Here is an 18,177-nt window from a genome sequence, read left to right on the forward strand (position 1 = left end):
AATTTGTGGGGATCCCTCAGGTATCGTTAAGTTGCCATGATTTCACTGACTGGTAGATCCCGGCATTAATTGGCTGGTCGGGCTTGTGCTTTAACAGGAATCCGCTATCGTGACGCCAATTTCGTGCTTTGGTTAGACAAATGGCAAATTTTGCAGAACTCTTTAGCAATAATAAAAACTGGGCAGACCGCATAGAGCGTGAACAGCCCGGTTTCTTTAAACAATTATCGGAACAACAAGCGCCAGAGTATCTGTGGATCGGTTGCTCTGATAGCCGGGTTCCGGCTAATGAAATTGTTGGACTAATGCCAGGCGAACTCTTTGTGCATCGTAACGTGGCCAACCTGGTGGTGCACTCCGATATGAACTGCCTGTCAGTATTGCAGTACGCCATTGATATTCTTAAAGTAAAGCATATTCTGGTGGTCGGTCATTATGGCTGTGGTGGCGTTAAGGCTGCTTTGCTGAATCAGCGGGTCGGCTTTGTCGATAACTGGCTACATAATGTCAAAGATGTGTATGCCCTGCACCGCCAGCAAATTGATTGCCTGGAAACCGAAGACCAACGTGTTAACCGCTTGATTGAGCTAAATGTGGTCGAGCAGGTTAAGAATCTTTGCCATACCAGTTTTGTGCAGGAAGCCTGGGAGCGGGGTCAGCAACTGTCGGTGCATGGCTGGGTCTATAGTTTACGCAATGGCCGGGTCAAAGATCTTAAAGTCAGCCACTCCAGTCTGGAACAAATCGATAAGATCTACGCCCTGGACCCGCAGGAGCTGCCTGATACGTACTAAAGCGGCACGCGCCAGCACGTACCTTTTACCGCTGACACAGGCAGGATGTCAGCTTACAGGATTACAGTTTTGTTGCCATGTACAAAGACCCTATCTTCAGTAATAAAGGCTAAGGCTTCACTTAACGCCGCTTTCTCGACATCGCGACCCGCTTTCTCCATATCCTCTGCACTGTAACTGTGATCCACCGGTAACACTTTTTGCTGAATAATGGGCCCCTCATCCAAATGATTATTCACAAAATGGGCGGTGGCACCAATAATTTTTACCCCACGTTCAAAAGCCTGCTGGTAGGGTTTAGCCCCGATAAAGGCCGGTAAAAAGCTGTGATGGATATTGATAATCCGGTTTGGGTAACGGGCAACAAAGGCCGGGGTCAGGATACGCATAAATTTGGCCAGGATCAGATATTGCGGCTGATAAGGCGTAATGACTTCCAGCAGCGCCTGCTCGTGCGCCTCGCGACTCAATCCTTGGTGACTGACAAAATGATAGGGAATTTCAAAACGCTTTGCTAACTGCGCCAACTCTGGATGATTGCCGACAATAGCGGCTATCTCCAGCTGCAGCGAGCCGTCGTAGACTTTCATCAGGATATCGCCCAGACAGTGCGCTTCCTTGGTAACCATGATGACGACCCGCTTTGCCTGTCGGCTTAGCAAACTACGGCTGCTACCTGCTGGCAAAGCCCGATCCAGATCGGCCAGTAAGGTGGTTTCATTAAAGATGCCGTCCAGCTCGGTGCGCATATAAAACTGCCCGCTGACCGGATCAACGTACTCGGTATTACGGCTGATATTCAATTGGTGCTTGTAGCAAATATTGGTGATCTGCGCGATCAGCCCCTTGGAGTCGGGACATTCGGTTAATAGGATGCGCTGTTCCATAAAGTCATTCCACTGCATGCTTGGCTTATCATCATAGTCCGCATTCTGACAACATATCCATCTGGCGTCAAAACCATTTAGATGGCCAAACCAACTTTGCTTGTTGTTTGTCGCCCCGGCTTGCATAATAAAGTCTGAATAAAAACGCTGACTTAACCAAGCGAGCAGGATGACAGAGCAGTATCAGATGCAGGTGATCGGTTATATTGAATCACCTTATAAACAAAAGTTTGCGATCCCACGCCAGCCAGGCCTGATTGCGGCAGCACATGGCAAACTGGTGCTGCGAGCTCCCTTTGCAGACGAAACCTTTGTCCGGGGTATTGAGGCCTTCAGCCATTTGTGGTTGCTGTTTGTGTTTCATGAAACCGCGGATAAGGGTTGGTCACCATTGGTACGCCCACCTCGCTTAGGCGGCAACGTCCGTAAAGGCGTCTTCGCCACCCGGGCGACATTTCGCCCCAACCCGATAGGTATGTCGGTGGTGAAGCTGGAAGGCGTGAGCCAGAAAAAGGGACAAATCGAGTTGCTAATCAGTGGGCTGGACTTACTACACGGTACGCCCATCCTTGATATCAAGCCTTATCTGCCTTACTCAGACGCCCTGCCGCATGCCAGCGGCGGCTTTGCGGATGCGGCACCAGAAACCACTATGACCGTCAGTTTTTCAGAGGATGCGGCCGGCTTTTGTCAGCGCCAGCGTGCTTATCCGGATCTGCAGAATCTGATCGAACAAGTGTTAAAACAGGATCCGCGGCCGTCTTATAAAAAGCAGCGCCAAAGTGAACAACATTACGGTATGACACTGTATAACTTTAATATTAAGTGGACTGTTAATGGAGAACATAACCATGTTACTGAAATCCTTCAGTTGCCTGAGCCTGATTGCCAGCAGTAGTCTGGCACTGGCGATCCCGGCGTTACCCGAACCGGTCAGTAACAATGCCGTTGCTGCCACCAGTATCCGGGATAAAACCTATATTTTATCGGTTGGCGGCCTGGGGCCCGGTAAACAAATCAGCGATCAGCACAATAAAGTCTGGCTGCATACGCTGGGAGAATTTAGCTGGAGCACTTTACCTGCCCTACCGAGCCAGCAGCGACTGGCTGGCCGTATCGGTAGCAGTGCGGTGGCACTAAATAACAACTTCTTTATCTTTGGCGGCGCCCTGGTGCAGGCCGATGGTTCAGCCATTACTGCGAGCGATAGCTACCGCTTGGATCCGGTCACGCGGCGCTTTACCCGTCTGAATGATATGCCAGTGCCGGTTGACCATGCTGCGGCAGTGCCACACCAGAACCGTTATATTTATCTGGTCAGCGGCTGGAGCGACCATGGCACCGTCAATCTGGTGCAGGTATTTGATAACTTTACCCAGCGCTGGGCGCAGGCCACGCCTTTTCCCGGTGCGCCGGTCTTCGGCCATGCTGCCACTATCGCCGCCAATCAGTTAGTGGTTTGTGATGGTGTTACCCTGCATTACGCCCAAGACCAGGCGCCAGCGTTACAAAAGTCGCCGGCTTGCTGGGCCGGTACTCTGGGTAGTGAGCCGCTTAAAATCAGTTGGCGCCAGATCCCGCATCCCGATCAACAGGGCCGGTATCGTTTAGCCGCCAGCACAGTGCGCCTGAATGGTGAAGAATTTGCAGCCTTTATCGGCGGCAGTGATACCCCCTACCGCTTAAATGGTGTCGGCTATCAGGGCGAGGCCGCAGAACCCTTGGCTGCGGTGTGGCTATACTCACCAAAGCAGCAACGCTGGTTTAAAGGCGAGGCCGCCACCGCAGTGATGGACCTGCGGGCTTTAGTGGAGATCAACGGCAGTTTTTACAGCCTGGGCGGGATGCTCGCGCAGCAGCAAGTGACCAATCAGGTAATTAATCAGCAGATTAAACTTCTGCCCGAGTAAAACCGTTGCTAGAATAGCCGCCACTTAAGAATCAGCTTTTTACAGAGAATCGCATGCGCACCAGTCAGTATTTATTATCGACCATGAAAGAGACCCCGGCCGATGCCGAGGTGATCAGCCATAAACTTATGCTGCGCGCCGGAATGATCCGTCGTCTGGCCTCGGGGATGTACACCTATCTGCCGTCTGGTGTGCGGGTGCTGCGTAAAGTTGAGCAAATTGTCCGCGAAGAAATGAATAAAGCCGGCGCCATTGAGGTATTAATGCCGTTGGTACAACCGGCTGAGCTGTGGCAGGAATCGGGGCGCTGGGAAAAAATGGACGCTGAGCTGCTGCGCTTTGTTGACCGCCACCAGCGCGACTTTGTGCTGGGGCCAACCCATGAAGAAGTCATTACCGATCTGGTACGCCGCGAAATCACCAGCTATAAACAGCTGCCGCTGAATCTGTATCAGATCCAAACTAAATTCCGTGATGAGCGCCGGCCACGCTTTGGCGTAATGCGCGCGCGTGAATTCCTGATGAAAGACGCCTACTCTTTCCACTTAAGTCAGGAATCGCTGCAGCAAACCTATGATGCGATGTATAGCGCCTACTGCAATATTTTTAACCGCTTAGGTCTGGACTACCGGCCAGTGCTGGCTGATACCGGCGCTATCGGCGGCAGTGTCTCGCACGAGTTCCATGTCCTTGCTGCCTCAGGTGAAGATGCGATTGCCTTTTCAGATACCAGCGATTACGCCGCAAACATCGAAATGGCGGAAGCCAAGGCACCGGCAGGCCCCCGCCCTGCCCCGACGCAGCAGCTGACACAGGTAGCAACCCCTGACGCGAAAACGGTCGCTGAAGTTGCCGCGCTGTTACAGCAGCCGGCCAGTCAAATCAGCAAAACGCTGATTGTCTATGCCGCCAAAGCCAGTGACGATGCGCCACAGACATTGGTTGCCCTGGTACTGCGTGGCGATCACGAATTAAACGAAATTAAAGCCGAAAAGCTGCCACAAGTTGCCAGCCCGCTGGTGTTTGCTTCGGAAGAAGAAATCCGCGCCGTGATGGGTGCCGGCCCGGGTTCATTAGGCCCGGTAAAGTGCCCGCTGCCGCTGATTGTCGATCGCAGCGCGGCGCATCTGGCCGATTTTAGCTGTGGTGCTAATCAGGATGGCTTCCATCTGACTGGTGTTAACTGGGACCGCGATGTGACCGATTATCAGGTTGCCGACCTGCGTAATGTGGTTGAAGGCGATGCCAGCCCCTGTGGCTTTGGGAAACTGGTGATCAAGCGCGGCATTGAAGTGGGCCATATCTTCCAACTGGGTGATAAATACTCACAGGCGATGAAAGCCGGCGTACTGAACGAAGAAGGTAAGCACCAGATCATGACCATGGGCTGCTATGGCGTTGGCGTGTCCCGTATCGTGGCTGCAGCCATCGAGCAAAACCATGACGAGCGCGGTATTATCTGGCCTGACGCGATAGCGCCATTTCAGGTGGTGTTAATTCCGATGAATATGCACAAATCAGTACGGATCGCCGAAGCCACTGAACTGCTGTACCAACAGCTTACTGCTGCCGGTATTGAAGTCCTGTTTGATGATCGTAAAGAGCGCCCGGGTGTGATGTTTGCCGATATGGAGCTGGTCGGTATTCCGCATCATATTGTCATCGGCGAGCGTAACTTGGATAACCGTCAGGTGGAATATAAAAACCGCCGCAGCGGTGCCACCGAGTTGCTGGCTATCGATGAGGTGCTGGCCTTTGTTAATCAGCAGCTAAAACGCTGAGTGACCGCTTGATAGGATAAAGGCAGCCGAGGCTGCCTTTATTTTTTTCGTTTTTAAATGTCAGAGCGCACTTTTTAGCGGGATCTTAATATAACGGCTGCCGTTTGCCTCCGCCTGCGGTAACTGCCCGCCGCGAATGTTCACCTGCACCGAAGGATAAATCAGCCGTGGCACCGCCAGCGTTTTATCGCGCGCTTCACGTCTGGCGACAAAATCTGCCTCAACCGTATCGGCTTTGACATGGATATTCTGCTGTTTTTGCTCGGCGACGGTGGTTTTATATAACAGCTCGCGGCCATTTGGTTGGTAATCGTGGCACATATAGATCACGGTTTCCTCCGGCAGCTGATAGATACGCTGGATCGAGCGATACAGAATATGGGCATCGCCGCCCGGGAAATCACAGCGTGCTGTGCCTGCGTCAGGCATAAACAAGGAGTCACCCACAAACAAATTACCGGCTATCAGATAACTGACGCTGTCGTTGGTATGGCCAGGCGTATTGATCACCTTAGCCTTAATGGTACCAATCTGAAATTCCTCATTATCAGCAAATAACTTATCAAAATAATCGCCCTTGGCCAGCAGCTCTTGATCACTGATATTAAATACCACCTTAAAGGTTTGCTGCACCTTACGGATCCCCTCGCCAATAGCAATACAGGCACCGGTTTGTTGCTTTAAATAATGCGCTGCTGATAAATGATCGGCATGGGCATGGGTTTCCAGCACCCATTGCAGCGTCAGGTTGTTAGCCTTTAAAAACGCCAGCATCTTATCGGCATCAATGGTGCTTACCGCGCCAGCTGCTGCATCATAGTTTAATACCGGATCGATAATCGCAGCCTGGCCCGTTGCTTTATCTGCTACCACATAGCTAAAGGTGCAGCTGTCGTGATCAAAGAACATTTCAATCAGCAAATTTTGTTGTGACATCGCATTCACCCTCTAAAATTAGTTAAAGCTAAATTTTAGTTGCAGCTTAGCGAAAAGGCGCCTAGAATGCAAACAAGTTATAAGCATATTCCAAAATAGAATATGGAGTCCAAATGTTCGTATTACTTGGCGCACTTATTATCGGTATCAGTTTAGGTCTGTTCGGCTCGGGCGGTTCTATTCTGACGGTGCCGGTGCTGTTGTATTTACTGCAGATGCCGGCGGAGCTGGCCATCGCCTCGTCGCTGCTGATTGTGGCCGGTATTAGTTTGCTCGGTTCCGCACAAAATGCCTGGCAAAAGCGCATTAGCTGGCGCCATCTGTGGTGGTTTGGTGTTCCTGGTATGTTTGGTACTTACGGTGGCGCCTGGATAGGAACCCTGGTCGATAGCCGCTGGCAGCTACTCGTCTTCGCAATCCTCATGGTGGTTGCTGCCATTTTTATGTGGCGCAACCACCAGCAGGAAACAGCAAATCAACGACCATTTCAACCGGCCAAAGTGGTGGCCGACGGTTTAGTGGTTGGCGCCATTACCGGCTTTGTCGGTGTTGGTGGCGGCTTTTTAATTGTGCCAGCGCTGGTACTGATGGGCGGCTTGCCTTTGGGTATCGCCGTGGCGACCAGCCTTGGCATTATTGCGATGAAGTCATTTGCTGGTTTTACCAAATATTATCTGGCTTTTAGTGCGGCCGGCATGAGCTTTAACTGGCAGGTGATTGCGATAATGGTGCTGGCGGGCTTTGTTGGCAGTTTCGCCGGTAACTGGCTGGGTCAAAAATTGCCAAAAGCAAAATTACAGAAAGGCTTTGCCCTCTTCCTGGCAGTAATGGCGGTAGTGGTGATTAGCCAATCAGTACTGAAATAACTTAATGCTTGCAACTTAACGGAGATCCCTATGAAAACCTCACAACAGCTGGTCGCCGAAGCTAAAGCGGCAATTAAAGAAGTCGATGTTGTTCAGCTGGCTGCTTACCTGCAGCAGCAAAGCGAACCCTTACTGATTGATGTGCGTGAACCGGCTGAGTTTACCCAGGCCCATATCGTTGGCGCGGTAAATTACCCGCGTGGCGTGTTAGAAATGCAATTACCTAATCATCCACTGGTCGCCGCCAGTGGCTGCGCCGCTGAAGTGGCGTTAGCGCAACTAGCGGAGCGACCGCTCTATCTGATTTGCCGCTCCGGTGCCCGCTCAGCCCTGGCAGCAGAATCATTACTGCGCATGGGCTTTAGCGATGTCTATTCGGTTGCCGGCGGTATGCAGGCCTGGCAAGACGCCGGTTATCCTGTTAAAGCGTAGGAGGTTTAAATGGAAAACTTTACCCCGGTATCTGCACTATTAGGCGGTGCGTTAATCGGCTTGGGCACCTTATTATTATTGGTTGGCCTGGGCCGAATTGCCGGTATCTCTGGCATTACCAGCGCCCTGTTATTTCAGAAAGACGACAAGCTCTGGCGGCTTGCCTTTGTGCTCGGCTTAGTTGCAGGACCACTGTTAACAGCCCTGTTTTATCAGGACTTTAGCTATAGCACACCTGAGCTTAGTCCCTTTACGCTGGCCGCGGGTTTGTTGGTTGGCCTGGGCACCGCCTGGGGCTCAGGTTGCACTTCTGGCCATGGCGTGTGCGGGATTGGCCGCTTTTCACCACGATCTTTAGCTGCCACCCTGGTTTTTATGTTGTTTGGTGTGCTGGCCGCCAGCCTGCTGTTTTAAGGAGTCAACCATGAAACTCTTAATCGCTTTTCTCGCCGGTTTACTGATGTCAGTGGGCATGGCGATCTCAAAGATGATTGACCCACAGAAAGTCTTGGCCTTTCTTGATCTGAGTGGCAGCTGGGATCCGAGTTTAGCACTGGTTATGGCTGGCGCTCTGGCGGTGTATTCTGTCGGCTACCGGTTATTTATCCATAAACCGGCGCCATTGTTTGATAAACAGTTTTATCTGCCCACAGCCCGTTATATCGATAACCCCTTATTGATTGGTGCTGCCGTCTTTGGTTTAGGCTGGGGCATGGTCGGTTACTGTCCGGGACCGGCAATCAGTGCTTTATCCTCAGGCAGTAGCGGTACCCTGGGTTTTGTTTTGGCGATGACCGCAGGCTGGTTTATTGCCCGAAAAATCAAACTGCCGTTTTCACAGGCATAACCTTCTTTGTCTGACTCCCGGCTAAACCACCGGGAGTATCTCTTCTTATCGTAACGCTATCTTGGCGCCAGCGAAAAACTAGGCTATTGTCTGTAGCAACAGTCTGAAACCAGCGTTTTGGTCCGGGTATACTATTTGTTTTGTCGCCACAAGACGTTAAACAACAGCGAACCCCGCCGAGATCAAAGTTTCGCTTATCCTTTATGTTATGCTGCTTGAAAAACAGAAGAGGTCTCAGTCGTAATGGAGAGATTCATGGCCCTGTACAGCTTTATTGAGCGTAGTTTTTTCTTTACCCTTAACCGAAAAATTGCCGGCAATATGCTGTTTATTGGTATTTTCTTTGGTTTGGCATTATGGATGGCGTATCCGGCCAATGGCGATGCGACACTTTGGTGGTTGTTATTGTTAAGTGGCACAGCCGCTTTTTTGTTTACCGGGTTTTATCTGCGGCACCTGATTGTACGGCCGGTACAGGCGCTGGTTGGCACCCTACATGAAAGCAATCGACAGGGCGCTGATCTCAGTCAGCGCTTACCGGCCTTCACCTTTGACGAATTCCGCACCCTGTCGGAAGAGTTTAATCATTTTGTTGGCCAGCTCAGTGAAGTATTAACAAAAGTTCACGTACAAGCCAGCGACAACCATCAGATCAATGAAAAAGTCTCTGATGCGGTTAAGCAGACCCGCCGTAATTTACAGGATACTGAACATCGGAATCAGCAGATCCGTAAAGATAGTGATGAAGTGATCGAGTACCTGGCCAGGATCGTGCAAAGCAGTGACCAAATGGGCCAGGTTACTAATCTGGCAGCGGATAAAGCCAAAATCGCCAGTGGCCAGATGCAGCAGTTGAATCGCCAGTTAGCCGCTATCGCTGGCTTACTTGATTCCTTTGGCGCCACCATCAATGGTCTGCAGAAAAACTCGGAAAACGTGCGGCAAATCCTGGTCATGGTCGAGGGGTTTTCTGACCAGACCAATCTGTTAGCGCTAAATGCCGCCATTGAAGCTGCCAGAGCCGGTGATGCCGGCCGTGGCTTTGCCGTGGTTGCCGATGAAGTCCGTACGCTGGCCGCCAAAGTTAATGATGCCACGAAACAAATTTCAGGCTTCCTTAATGATATGGAGCGACTGGTCAAGGAAACCAAGCAAGAATCGGATAGCTTGAATCAACAGGCGAAAGATGCCAGCAGCCAGATCCATGACACCAATCACGAATTTTCATTGCTGCAAACCGAGTTACAGTCAGCTCAGGGTGGCATGAAAAATATCAGTGGCAGCGTATCCAGTCTGGAACAAAAGTATCAGCAAACGCAGGGACATTTGAGCGCCATCGAACAGATGACCAATCAGGCCTATCAACAAATGGCTGCTATTGACGAGGCTGCCCGCAACTTACTGAGTGGCACAGCGGCAACGCAGGCGCAATTAGCGCGCTTTGCCCGCAGAAATTAGCGATGAGCTTACCCAACCAGATTCATCGGCTTGTTAGGCCAAGCTATCAAGGCACCGGCATGCCCTCCAAACGGTGCTGAGTATGTTGCTAAAATTGCTTAGCCATCGCCATCGTTGGTTGCTCGGGTTTGTTAGTTTATTGCTGTTCGGCGGCTGTATTGCATTAGTTGAAACTTTTCACCAGAACCTGTTACAGAAACAAACACTGGAGCAACAGCAAAGCCTCAGTCGTCAGTTGTCTTTGGTAAGAGCCAATATAGAGTCTGAACTTAACGCTAACATTTTTCTGGCCGATAGCCTGGCTACCATTATCAGCATTAATCCTGCTTCTGGCCCTGAAGACTGGGAGCCGCTAGCTCAGGCCTTAATGCGAAAAGCAACCAGCATCCGTAACATCGCCGTGGCTCCGGATAACGTGATCCGCTTTATCTACCCAACCGCTGGAAATCAAGCTGCGCTTGGTCTGGATTACCGCACTGTTCCGGCACAGTTTGTTGCAATTGAGCTGGCGAGACAGCGTCAGGATATTGTAATCGCAGGTCCTTTAACGTTGGTGCAGGGCGGAACGGCGGTGATAGCCAGGATCCCGATTTTTAACGATGCTCCCAGCAATCAACGTTACTGGGGCACTTGCAGCGTAGTCATCGATATCGACAAGTTATTTCAAAGCACAGGCTTACTCGAACTAGCGAGCCAGAGCCAGCTGGCAATGCGCGGCGTCGACGGCTACGGCGCTGATGGTGAATTATTTTGGGGCGACGCCTCAGTTTTCTTTAATGCCTTTGCCATCGAAAATATTCGTTTGCTCAGTGGCAGCTGGCAAATTGCTATCGCCCTACCTCAAGCTCAACAAGGACAATTTGGTTTAAGCAGCCTGCTGGTCCGGTTGCTTGGTTACAGTCTGTGCATCCTGCTGTTTCTGGCGCTGTTCAGCCTTTATTATGCCTATCGGCATGCCCGCCTAAGCGCACTGCAAGACCCACTCACCTTGTTACCCAATCGTCGTTTTGCCATGCAATTACTGCAGAGACTGGTTAATGAAAAGGCGGAATTCAGCATTCTTAGCCTGGATTTAGACAAGTTTAAAGAGGTTAATGACAACTACGGTCATGCGATGGGTGATGCCTTACTACAAGAAGTGGCCAAGCGGCTGCAGTCTGCATTACGAGCCTCAGATTATGCTTGTCGCTTATCTGGCGATGAATTTCTGGTGATTCTACCCCGCGTACATCGCGAACAAGACCTTCAGCATATCATCAGCAAGGTCTCAGCCAAACTCTGCAGCAATGTTTTTACGTTTAACGGTAAGCAAGTGAGTATTCAATACAGTCTGGGTTATGCGAGTTTTCCCCTTCATGCAACCGAGCTGGATAAACTGCTCCATTTCGCCGATTTATCGATGTATCAGCAAAAAGCCAAACACAAAACCAACAAGTGATAGGCCGGCTGATTCTTAACAGAGAGTAACCGACTGAACTACCGCTGAGGCTCACTAAATTGCTTGTTGAATTAAAGTGGCGGAGCGGACGGGACTCGAACCCGCGACCCCCGGCGTGACAGGCCGGTATTCTAACCGACTGAACTACCGCTCCGCGCAGTGCACCAAACTATCAGATGGGTATCGTCTGGTGCGGCGGGAATGATACGGATATGCCCCAAAGCCGTCAACATCTTTTTTGTCGCTTTTGCCTATTCCTTAATCATCCGGTAAAGAAAGGTCCAGAATATCGTCTTTTTGTGGCGGCGTACTGGTAGTTGCCGTGGTTTTCTTCGCCGCGACCGGAGGTTCTGGCTTGGCTTTGCGCCAGAACAACAGTGCGTTCAACCCCTTACCAGTCATCACCAACCAGAACAATACGCCCCCCAGGGTAACAATAATCAGATTTGACAGAATTACCAATAACCAGGGAAAGCCAGCTTCTGGCGCGGCGGGAGGAGTATCAGCAGCCTGGTTGACCGGCGTCTCAGTTACAGGCTCAATTGCCAGTGCTTCCTGAGCCTGCTGTATAACCAAAAACCGCTCTTCCGGCAGATTAAGCACAAATTCACGACCGTCCTGCATATTACCAAATACCGACAGATTCAACAGATAGCTACCATGACCACGATTTTCTACTGTGACCTCCCGCGCCTGCTCAGGCTCGGTTATTGCAAACTGAAAACTGTCACCGTCCGGATAACGGATCAGCCCCTGAAACAACAATGTATCCGCATCGACCAGTTCAGAGGTTTTGGTCAGTCGCAGCAGATGCGGTTGTGTCATCTCCCGGGAATTAACAAACTCGATTGCCACCGGAGCTGGCGCCACCCGCACCGGGGCTTGCTCCAACTCACGGCTATATAGTGGCGTACGGACAATAAAACGCGGGATCCATTCCCCGGCACCGAAGTTAAGATTAACCTCACCGGTAAAAATACCGTCCCGCGCACTGGCATCGTAACCACGACCATCATCACGAAAGGTCGCAACCTCCGCCAAGCCACGGCCATAGTTCTCCATATCCGGATTATTGGTGCTGACAAATAATACCTGCATGCTGAGAATTTCCCGAAAATCCCGCGCATTAACCAACTGGTCGCCGTCCATCAACCGGGCGGTCAATTTAAAGGTTTCACCCACCATTAAGGCGCTGGGAAGAGGGTCAACGTCCAATTCAATATCAGTGAGGACCAGTACCCGGCTTTCTGGCAAAATCCGCCCTACTGCCTGCCAGGGGCCTGGCATCGGCTCGTTGATTTCAATCAAATCGTAACTGGCTGCATCATGCCAGCGCATATTGTGATCTTTCGCTGTATTGTAGAAGACTTTACTGCCGTCAGGACGCACTAATACGATAGACGCGGTGCCCGGGCGACGGAAAAATACTAATGTAATGCTCTTGACACCATCATCAATCCGAAAGCGGTTATCAAGCAGCGGGATCTGATTACGGGTTGGCAGTTGCTCTAATATCGTCAGACCAGGTTCATCCCGTTTTGGCGCGTTATCGTCCTGAGCCTGAACCGGCAGCAGTAAAGATAAAAATAGACACAGTACTAGACGCGCCACAGGCAGGTTCCTCCTTTTTTCTGCACCAAATCCAAACGGCTCTCATGTGCAGCGACTTCCGACTCTGACGCCCGGATCACCTTTAAACGCCCCTGGCGCTGAATATGCAGTGGACTTTGTTGCTCGAGCTGTTCGGCTTGCTCTTCGGCCGCCAGATTAAGGCTGACCTGACCACCGGTCATCAGCAGATACACATCTGCCAGAATTTCCGCATCCAATAAAGCGCCGTGCAAGGTCCGATGGCTGTTATTAATATCGTAGCGTCTGCAAAGCGCATCCAGATTATTTTTTTGCCCCGGGTGCAGTTCACGAGCTAACAGCAAGGTATCAACGATAGTGCAATACTGGGCGACCGGCGGCAGCGCCGGCCGGAGCAAAGCAAATTCATGATCAATAAAGCCGACGTCGAAGGCCGCATTGTGGATCACTAACTCGGCACCCTGAATGTACTGGTAAAAACTCTGCGCTATTTCCCGGAACTTCGGCTCAGCGGCCAGACGCTCATTGGTGATACCGTGTACCGCTATCGCCTCAGCATCAATTTCCCGCTCCGGATTGATATATACATGGAAATTGTTACCGGTGAAACGGCGGTTTACTAGCTCGACGCAACCGATCTCAATAATACGGTGGCCTTCTTTTGGGCTGATGCCGGTGGTTTCAGTGTCGAGAATAATTTGTCGCTTTGCCATCTACTGTTTCGCTTTTTCACTGGATTTACGCTAGATTATACGCCGTTTTCAGCTTAGGAAAGGCCAAATGCAGAAAAGTGTTGCAATCTATACCGATGGATCCTGTCTCGGCAATCCCGGACCCGGCGGCTATGGTACCATTCTGTGCTACCAGCAACATCGCAAAGAGCTGAGTGCAGGCTTTCGACTGACGACCAACAACCGGATGGAACTGCTGGCCGCAATCGTCGGCCTTGAAGCATTAAAAAGTCCTTGCCGCGTCGATTTAACTACCGATAGCCAATATGTCAGGTTGGGTATCACCCAGTGGCTGGCAGGCTGGAAACGCAATAACTGGAAAACCAGTCAGAAGCAAGCGGTGAAAAATCAGGACTTATGGCAACGCCTGGATGCAGCCTGTCAGGGGCATCAGATAAGCTGGCACTGGGTAAAGGGTCACAATGGTCATCCGGAAAACGAACGCTGCGATGAATTAGCCCGCAATGCCGCCAGTGCGACACCGGCGGCCATTGATAGCGGCTTTGAAGCGAGTCAGGCCGCTATTTAGCTATTCGGCTTGTAGCAGCTGTTCCAGTTCCGCGATAAATTTCGGATCCGTTGGATTCACCCGGCTGCCAAAATGCAGCACTTTCTGCTCGTCTTTGCTGACCAGATATTTGTTAAAATTCCAGGACGGTGCTTCACCCGTTTTGGCAATCAGCGCTTTGAATACCGGATTAGCCTTGTCACCACGCACACTGGTAGTAGAAAACATCGGAAACTCTACACCATAAGTCAGATAACAGACTTCGGCAGTCTTTTCTTCGTCACTGTGTTCTTGCCGAAAATCGTTAGATGGAAAACCTAACACCACCAGCCCCTGTTCTTTATAACGCTGGTACAGCTGCTCCAGTGCTTCAAACTGCGGCGTAAAACCACACTTGCTGGCTGTGTTGACGACCAGTAAGGTTTTGCCCTGAAATTGCTCACACAGATCAACGGTTTCCCGGGTTTTTAACTGCTGGACTGAATGGCCGAGAATATCACCACACTGCGCCGCCTCAGCGGTCGCAGGTAACAGACTTAAGGTGATTAAACCTAAGCCGAATGCCAAAACTTTCATGCTGCTCTCCAAATTTTATTATTACGGCCAGTCTCTACGGCTCTAAGCTTAGCTTAGATCGCTTTTGATCCGTGATCCTTTTCACCAAAAATCTTTATCGAACCGGAAAAAAATTTTCACTGTTACTGGCGCCAGTTTGGCGCTAAATAAGCAATAGCGAAAGAGGTATCACGCGATGACGACAATACAGCCAACTGAATTTGAAGAATTTAATGAAGACGCTGAACTGATTGAGCCAAGCGGTGTGAAAGACACTAAAGCCCGGCAAAAATATCAGGCGCGGCGCCGGATTGATGAACTGCTGGAACAGAAACGACTGCGTGAGCTAATTGATGATTGGGAGTTATTGGAAGATTAGCAGCGATTGCTATCGATAAGTGCCAGATAATGCTAATATATTTATCAGGTATCTCGACCAGAAATTAACAGGCCAGCGCCAGTGCTCAGCTTCCGCTCATTCAGACTTACGACTCTGCTCCCCTTGTTGGTGTTAATTTGCAGCGGTTCACTGAGCATCAGCTTGCTGCATTATCTTGCCGAGCAACGACAGCTGCAACAGCAGTTGCGGCTAAATGATCAGGCTCAATCCTACGCAGGAGCTATCCAGCAAGAACTGGTCCGTACGACGACAGCAGCCTATGCTGTAGCGGCATGGCTTAGATTACGGCAAGGTGATCTTAGTGAGTTTCCAGTCTTCGCCCAATCTATCTACCCCTATTATCCTTTTCTCACCGCCATCTCTGTCGCACCAGAGGGCGTGATCCGGGCGGCCTATCCGGCTGAACCAAACCAGGCATTACTTGGCTTTGATGTGTTTAAAGATCCGCTACAGGCCGATGCCGCCAGACGTAGTCTGAATCAAAGTCTGGTTTATCTCAGTGGCCCCTACCAGCTGAAGCAAGGTGGTGTCGGCATTATTGGCCGCTTACCGGTAACACTGCCGCAGGCTGATGGCGAACAGCGGTTTTGGGGCTTTGTTAATGTCACCTTTAAACTGGACGAACTCGCCAGCCTGCAGCGGATGGCGCAGCTCCCTACTCAGGGCATTCACTATCAGCTCTGGCTGGATCAGACCGAACAGCCGACGCTGATTTTATCAAGCAATAGCAATGCATTTCAGCCGACAGCGGAAGCACAGATCCAAACGGGTACCGTTAACTGGCGCTTACAGCTGGCCACACCGACCAGCCAGTTCAGTACAGTGCAAATATGGCAAGTTGCGCTGGCGGTAATCTTCAATCTGTTGTTAGTCAGTTTAAGTTACCTGTTAATGCACAATTTAGTGCGCAAAAAGGAGCTGCGCCAACTGGTTAACGAGCGCACCGCTGATTTGCAAACGCAGCTGGCCCGTCACCGCAGTTTTATTGTCGCCAGCAATACCGGCAGTTGGGAATATGACCCTGAGCATCAGCAACTCAACTGTAGCCCGGAATACTTTTCGATGCTTGGTTATCAGGCATCGGAGTTTGCCGCTTATACCGAACACAACCTGCAACAGCTCTGGGCTGAATTACTGCATCCGGCAGATCGCGACAAAGCCAAAGCCGTATTTGAGCAGTATCAGGCATCAGAGCAGAGCGGGCTCTATGAAAATCATTTCCGGATGCGCCATAAGCATGGCCACTGGGTATGGATTTTGTCCCGCGGTCGCAGCATTGTCACAGAGCAGGGTAAAAAACTGACGGTCGGTACCCATATCGATATTAGCGACCGTAAAGAATCCGAGTTAAAACTACAGCTATTAGCCCGGCTGTTTGAGCAAAGTTCAGAGGGGTTACTTATCACCAACGCTCAGCAACAGGTCGTGATGGTAAATCAAGCCTTTTGTAGTATCAGCGGCTATCAGGCAGAGGAGGTGATCGGTAAGGATCCGCGCATCCTATCCTCAGGTAAGCACGATAAAAACTTTTATCAGCAAATGTGGCATGCTATTGCTGAACATGGCGTCTGGAAAGGTGAGATCTGGAATAAGCGGAAAGATGGTAGTCTGTATCCGGAATGGTTATCGATCAGCAAAATTGAAGGGCCTGAGCCTGGTGAAATCTACTACGTCGGTCTATTCCGCGATATAAGCCAGTATAAAGAAGATGAAGCACAAATTCGTTTTCTGGCCCAATATGACGCGCTAACTGAACTACCCAATCGGGCGTTATTGCTGGACCGCACTGAGCAAGCACTGGCCGTTGCCAAAGACCAGCAACAGCAACTGGCGATGCTCTTTATTGATGTTGATCGCTTTAAACAGATCAATGACTCGCTGGGCCATCAGACTGGCGATCAGCTACTGATCCAAATCGCCCGGCGTTTAACTTCCTTATGCCGACCAGAAGATACCCTTTGCCGACTCAGCAGTGACGAATTTGTGTTATTAAGGCCCAATACCAATGCGGAAATGGCTGCAGAATTAGCTGAGCGGATCCTACCGCTAATGCTTACGCCTTATCAGGTCAGCGGTCATGAGCTGGTGCTATCTGCATCGATTGGGATAGCGGTGTTCCCTCAGGACGGCCAAAGTTTCCATGAGCTGTACCGGCACGCCGATATCGCTATGTATCGCGCCAAAGAGAATGGCCGTAATACATACTGTTTCTTTACCAGTGAGATGCAGCGCTACCATGCCCGCCATCTGCTACTGGAAAATGCCCTGCGCCGGGCCATTGAAAATAACGAGCTAAGCCTGGTTTATCAGCCACAATATTCGCTGCAGCAACAAAAGCTAACTGGCTTTGAGGCGCTGTTGCGTTGGCAGCATCCGGAATTAGGCTTTATTTCCCCCGGCGAATTTATTCCGCTGGCTGAACGCAGCGGCCTGGTGATCCCGCTGGGTGAGTGGGTACTAAAAACCGCATTAGCAGAGCGGGCCTCTTGGCAACAGCTTACGCCGGCGCCATTAACGGTAGCCATCAACCTGTCCCCCATCCAATTTCGACAACCTGGCCTGCTGACGTTAATTGATAGTCTGCTGCACGCCTCGCAGTTGCCCGCAGAGATGCTGGAGTTGGAAATTACCGAAAGTGCCATGGTCGAAGATCCGGCGCATGCTGCCAGTTTGTTGGATGCCTTCCGGCAACGCGGCTTGCGGATCGCGGTAGATGATTTTGGCACCGGTTATTCTTCGCTGAGCTATCTAAAGCGCTTTGCGCTGCATAAACTGAAAATTGACCAGTCGTTTGTGCGGGATTTACTGAGTGATGCCGATGACAGGGCCATAGTGCAGGCCATTATCAGTATGGCACATAGCCTGGAATTGGACACCATTGCCGAAGGGGTAGAGACCGCAGCACAACAAGCCTTACTGCAACAATTAGGCTGTCAGGCAATTCAGGGCTATCACTACAGTAAGCCATTGCCGGCAGAACAGGCAAGAGCCTTTATTCAACAACAACTGCAGACCTGACTAGCGATCTGCAGTGTCTGCCCTCA

Annotated in this window: 18 protein-coding genes and 1 tRNA gene; 13 read left to right on the forward strand and 6 right to left on the reverse strand. The window is 50.8% G+C overall.

From position 1 onward, the window contains the following. The first annotated feature begins 140 nt into the window (after positions 1–140). Positions 141–794 (forward strand): carbonate dehydratase, encoded by a 654-nt coding sequence (gene can / locus A9165_RS13640; protein ID WP_065956305.1) that lies wholly within the window; start codon positions 141–143, stop codon positions 792–794. Between the two features lie 53 nt (positions 795–847). Here the strand turns inward: can and purU are convergent, their stop codons facing one another. Continuing rightward, positions 848–1,681 carry a formyltetrahydrofolate deformylase gene (purU, locus tag A9165_RS13645; RefSeq protein ID WP_065956325.1) on the reverse strand — a complete coding sequence of 278 codons (834 nt, stop codon included), beginning with the start codon at positions 1,679–1,681 and terminating at the stop codon, positions 848–850. 169 nt (positions 1,682–1,850) lie between these two features. On the opposite strand from purU, the gene tsaA reads away from it, so the two are divergent. From tsaA to A9165_RS13660, 3 genes are read left to right on the forward strand one after another with little or no spacing between them, the layout of a single operon-like run. Further along, complete coding sequence (gene tsaA / locus A9165_RS13650; protein WP_008949757.1) at positions 1,851–2,579, forward strand: tRNA (N6-threonylcarbamoyladenosine(37)-N6)-methyltransferase TrmO; 729 nt, start codon at positions 1,851–1,853, stop codon at positions 2,577–2,579. Continuing rightward, positions 2,533–3,591 carry a kelch repeat-containing protein gene (locus tag A9165_RS13655; protein ID WP_065956306.1) on the forward strand — a complete coding sequence of 353 codons (1,059 nt, stop codon included), beginning with the start codon at positions 2,533–2,535 and terminating at the stop codon, positions 3,589–3,591. Before tsaA ends, A9165_RS13655 begins: the two co-directional genes overlap by 47 nt. Positions 3,592–3,644: 53 nt before the next feature. After that, positions 3,645–5,372 carry a proline--tRNA ligase gene (locus A9165_RS13660; RefSeq protein WP_065956307.1) on the forward strand — a complete coding sequence of 576 codons (1,728 nt, stop codon included), beginning with the start codon at positions 3,645–3,647 and terminating at the stop codon, positions 5,370–5,372. A gap of 60 nt (positions 5,373–5,432) precedes the next feature. Here the strand turns inward: A9165_RS13660 and A9165_RS13665 are convergent, their stop codons facing one another. Beyond that, complete coding sequence (locus tag A9165_RS13665; protein ID WP_065956308.1) at positions 5,433–6,308, reverse strand: MBL fold metallo-hydrolase; 876 nt, start codon at positions 6,306–6,308, stop codon at positions 5,433–5,435. A 113-nt stretch (positions 6,309–6,421) separates the two neighbouring features. Here A9165_RS13665 and A9165_RS13670 point away from each other — a divergent pair, with 113 nt between their 5' ends. From A9165_RS13670 to A9165_RS13695, 6 genes are all read left to right on the forward strand, one after another. Continuing rightward, positions 6,422–7,174 (forward strand): sulfite exporter TauE/SafE family protein, encoded by a 753-nt coding sequence (locus tag A9165_RS13670; RefSeq protein ID WP_065956309.1) that lies wholly within the window; start codon positions 6,422–6,424, stop codon positions 7,172–7,174. 30 nt (positions 7,175–7,204) lie between these two features. After that, positions 7,205–7,606, forward strand: coding sequence for a rhodanese-like domain-containing protein (locus tag A9165_RS13675; RefSeq protein WP_065956310.1), 402 nt, complete (start codon positions 7,205–7,207; stop codon positions 7,604–7,606). 9 nt (positions 7,607–7,615) lie between these two features. Then, on the forward strand, positions 7,616–8,020 hold the full coding sequence (locus A9165_RS13680; protein WP_065956311.1) for a YeeE/YedE family protein: 405 nt from the start codon (positions 7,616–7,618) through the stop codon (positions 8,018–8,020). A gap of 10 nt (positions 8,021–8,030) precedes the next feature. After that, positions 8,031–8,453: a DUF6691 family protein gene (locus A9165_RS13685; RefSeq protein WP_065956312.1), complete on the forward strand. Its 423-nt coding sequence runs from the start codon at positions 8,031–8,033 to the stop codon at positions 8,451–8,453. 255 nt (positions 8,454–8,708) lie between these two features. Next, a complete protein-coding gene (locus A9165_RS13690) occupies positions 8,709–9,911 on the forward strand; it encodes a methyl-accepting chemotaxis protein (RefSeq protein WP_065956313.1) in 1,203 nt (400 codons plus the stop codon). Between the two features lie 82 nt (positions 9,912–9,993). Beyond that, a complete protein-coding gene (locus A9165_RS13695; protein WP_065956314.1) occupies positions 9,994–11,349 on the forward strand; it encodes a diguanylate cyclase domain-containing protein in 1,356 nt (451 codons plus the stop codon). 77 nt (positions 11,350–11,426) lie between these two features. Here the strand turns inward: A9165_RS13695 and A9165_RS13700 are convergent. The 3 genes from A9165_RS13700 to dnaQ form a co-directional block, all read right to left on the reverse strand. Continuing rightward, positions 11,427–11,503, reverse strand: a tRNA-Asp gene (locus tag A9165_RS13700). Positions 11,504–11,607: 104 nt separating this feature from the next. Beyond that, positions 11,608–12,960, reverse strand: a complete 1,353-nt coding sequence (locus tag A9165_RS13705; RefSeq protein WP_065956315.1) for a TIGR03503 family protein — start codon at positions 12,958–12,960, stop codon at positions 11,608–11,610. Continuing rightward, positions 12,948–13,652, reverse strand: a complete 705-nt coding sequence (dnaQ, locus tag A9165_RS13710; protein WP_008609875.1) for a DNA polymerase III subunit epsilon — start codon at positions 13,650–13,652, stop codon at positions 12,948–12,950. The genes A9165_RS13705 and dnaQ overlap by 13 nt, the downstream gene beginning before the upstream one ends. A gap of 67 nt (positions 13,653–13,719) precedes the next feature. Between dnaQ and rnhA the strand changes: the two genes are divergently transcribed. Beyond that, the gene (rnhA, locus tag A9165_RS13715) at positions 13,720–14,199 is read left to right on the forward strand and encodes a ribonuclease HI (RefSeq protein WP_008609874.1); all 480 of its coding nucleotides are present in this window, start codon (positions 13,720–13,722) and stop codon (positions 14,197–14,199) included. Here the strand turns inward: rnhA and A9165_RS13720 are convergent, their stop codons facing one another. Next, on the reverse strand, positions 14,200–14,754 hold the full coding sequence (locus tag A9165_RS13720; RefSeq protein ID WP_065956316.1) for a glutathione peroxidase: 555 nt from the start codon (positions 14,752–14,754) through the stop codon (positions 14,200–14,202). 175 nt (positions 14,755–14,929) lie between these two features. On the opposite strand from A9165_RS13720, the gene A9165_RS13725 reads away from it, so the two are divergent. Next, positions 14,930–15,112, forward strand: coding sequence for a PA3496 family putative envelope integrity protein (locus A9165_RS13725; RefSeq protein WP_065956317.1), 183 nt, complete (start codon positions 14,930–14,932; stop codon positions 15,110–15,112). Positions 15,113–15,274: 162 nt separating this feature from the next. After that, the gene (locus A9165_RS13730) at positions 15,275–18,151 is read left to right on the forward strand and encodes an EAL domain-containing protein (RefSeq protein ID WP_255365729.1); all 2,877 of its coding nucleotides are present in this window, start codon (positions 15,275–15,277) and stop codon (positions 18,149–18,151) included. Positions 18,152–18,177: the final 26 nt, after the last annotated feature.

This window comes from Alishewanella sp. HH-ZS (assembly GCF_001704375.1).
Lineage (GTDB): Bacteria > Pseudomonadota > Gammaproteobacteria > Enterobacterales > Alteromonadaceae > Alishewanella > Alishewanella aestuarii.

What these genes read in the sequence shown, in the direction of transcription:
- can (WP_065956305.1), top strand. Translation starts at nt 141, where the DNA reads ATGGCAAATTTTGCAGAACTCTTTAGCAATAATAAAAACTGGGCAGAC.
- purU (WP_065956325.1), bottom strand. Translation starts at nt 1,681, where the DNA reads ATGGAACAGCGCATCCTATTAACCGAATGTCCCGACTCCAAGGGGCTG.
- tsaA (WP_008949757.1), top strand. Translation starts at nt 1,851, where the DNA reads ATGACAGAGCAGTATCAGATGCAGGTGATCGGTTATATTGAATCACCT.
- A9165_RS13655 (WP_065956306.1), top strand. Translation starts at nt 2,533, where the DNA reads ATGTTACTGAAATCCTTCAGTTGCCTGAGCCTGATTGCCAGCAGTAGT.
- A9165_RS13660 (WP_065956307.1), top strand. Translation starts at nt 3,645, where the DNA reads ATGCGCACCAGTCAGTATTTATTATCGACCATGAAAGAGACCCCGGCC.
- A9165_RS13665 (WP_065956308.1), bottom strand. Translation starts at nt 6,308, where the DNA reads ATGTCACAACAAAATTTGCTGATTGAAATGTTCTTTGATCACGACAGC.
- A9165_RS13670 (WP_065956309.1), top strand. Translation starts at nt 6,422, where the DNA reads ATGTTCGTATTACTTGGCGCACTTATTATCGGTATCAGTTTAGGTCTG.
- A9165_RS13675 (WP_065956310.1), top strand. Translation starts at nt 7,205, where the DNA reads ATGAAAACCTCACAACAGCTGGTCGCCGAAGCTAAAGCGGCAATTAAA.
- A9165_RS13680 (WP_065956311.1), top strand. Translation starts at nt 7,616, where the DNA reads ATGGAAAACTTTACCCCGGTATCTGCACTATTAGGCGGTGCGTTAATC.
- A9165_RS13685 (WP_065956312.1), top strand. Translation starts at nt 8,031, where the DNA reads ATGAAACTCTTAATCGCTTTTCTCGCCGGTTTACTGATGTCAGTGGGC.
- A9165_RS13690 (WP_065956313.1), top strand. Translation starts at nt 8,709, where the DNA reads ATGGCCCTGTACAGCTTTATTGAGCGTAGTTTTTTCTTTACCCTTAAC.
- A9165_RS13695 (WP_065956314.1), top strand. Translation starts at nt 9,994, where the DNA reads ATGTTGCTAAAATTGCTTAGCCATCGCCATCGTTGGTTGCTCGGGTTT.
- dnaQ (WP_008609875.1), bottom strand. Translation starts at nt 13,652, where the DNA reads ATGGCAAAGCGACAAATTATTCTCGACACTGAAACCACCGGCATCAGC.
- rnhA (WP_008609874.1), top strand. Translation starts at nt 13,720, where the DNA reads ATGCAGAAAAGTGTTGCAATCTATACCGATGGATCCTGTCTCGGCAAT.
- A9165_RS13720 (WP_065956316.1), bottom strand. Translation starts at nt 14,754, where the DNA reads ATGAAAGTTTTGGCATTCGGCTTAGGTTTAATCACCTTAAGTCTGTTA.
- A9165_RS13725 (WP_065956317.1), top strand. Translation starts at nt 14,930, where the DNA reads ATGACGACAATACAGCCAACTGAATTTGAAGAATTTAATGAAGACGCT.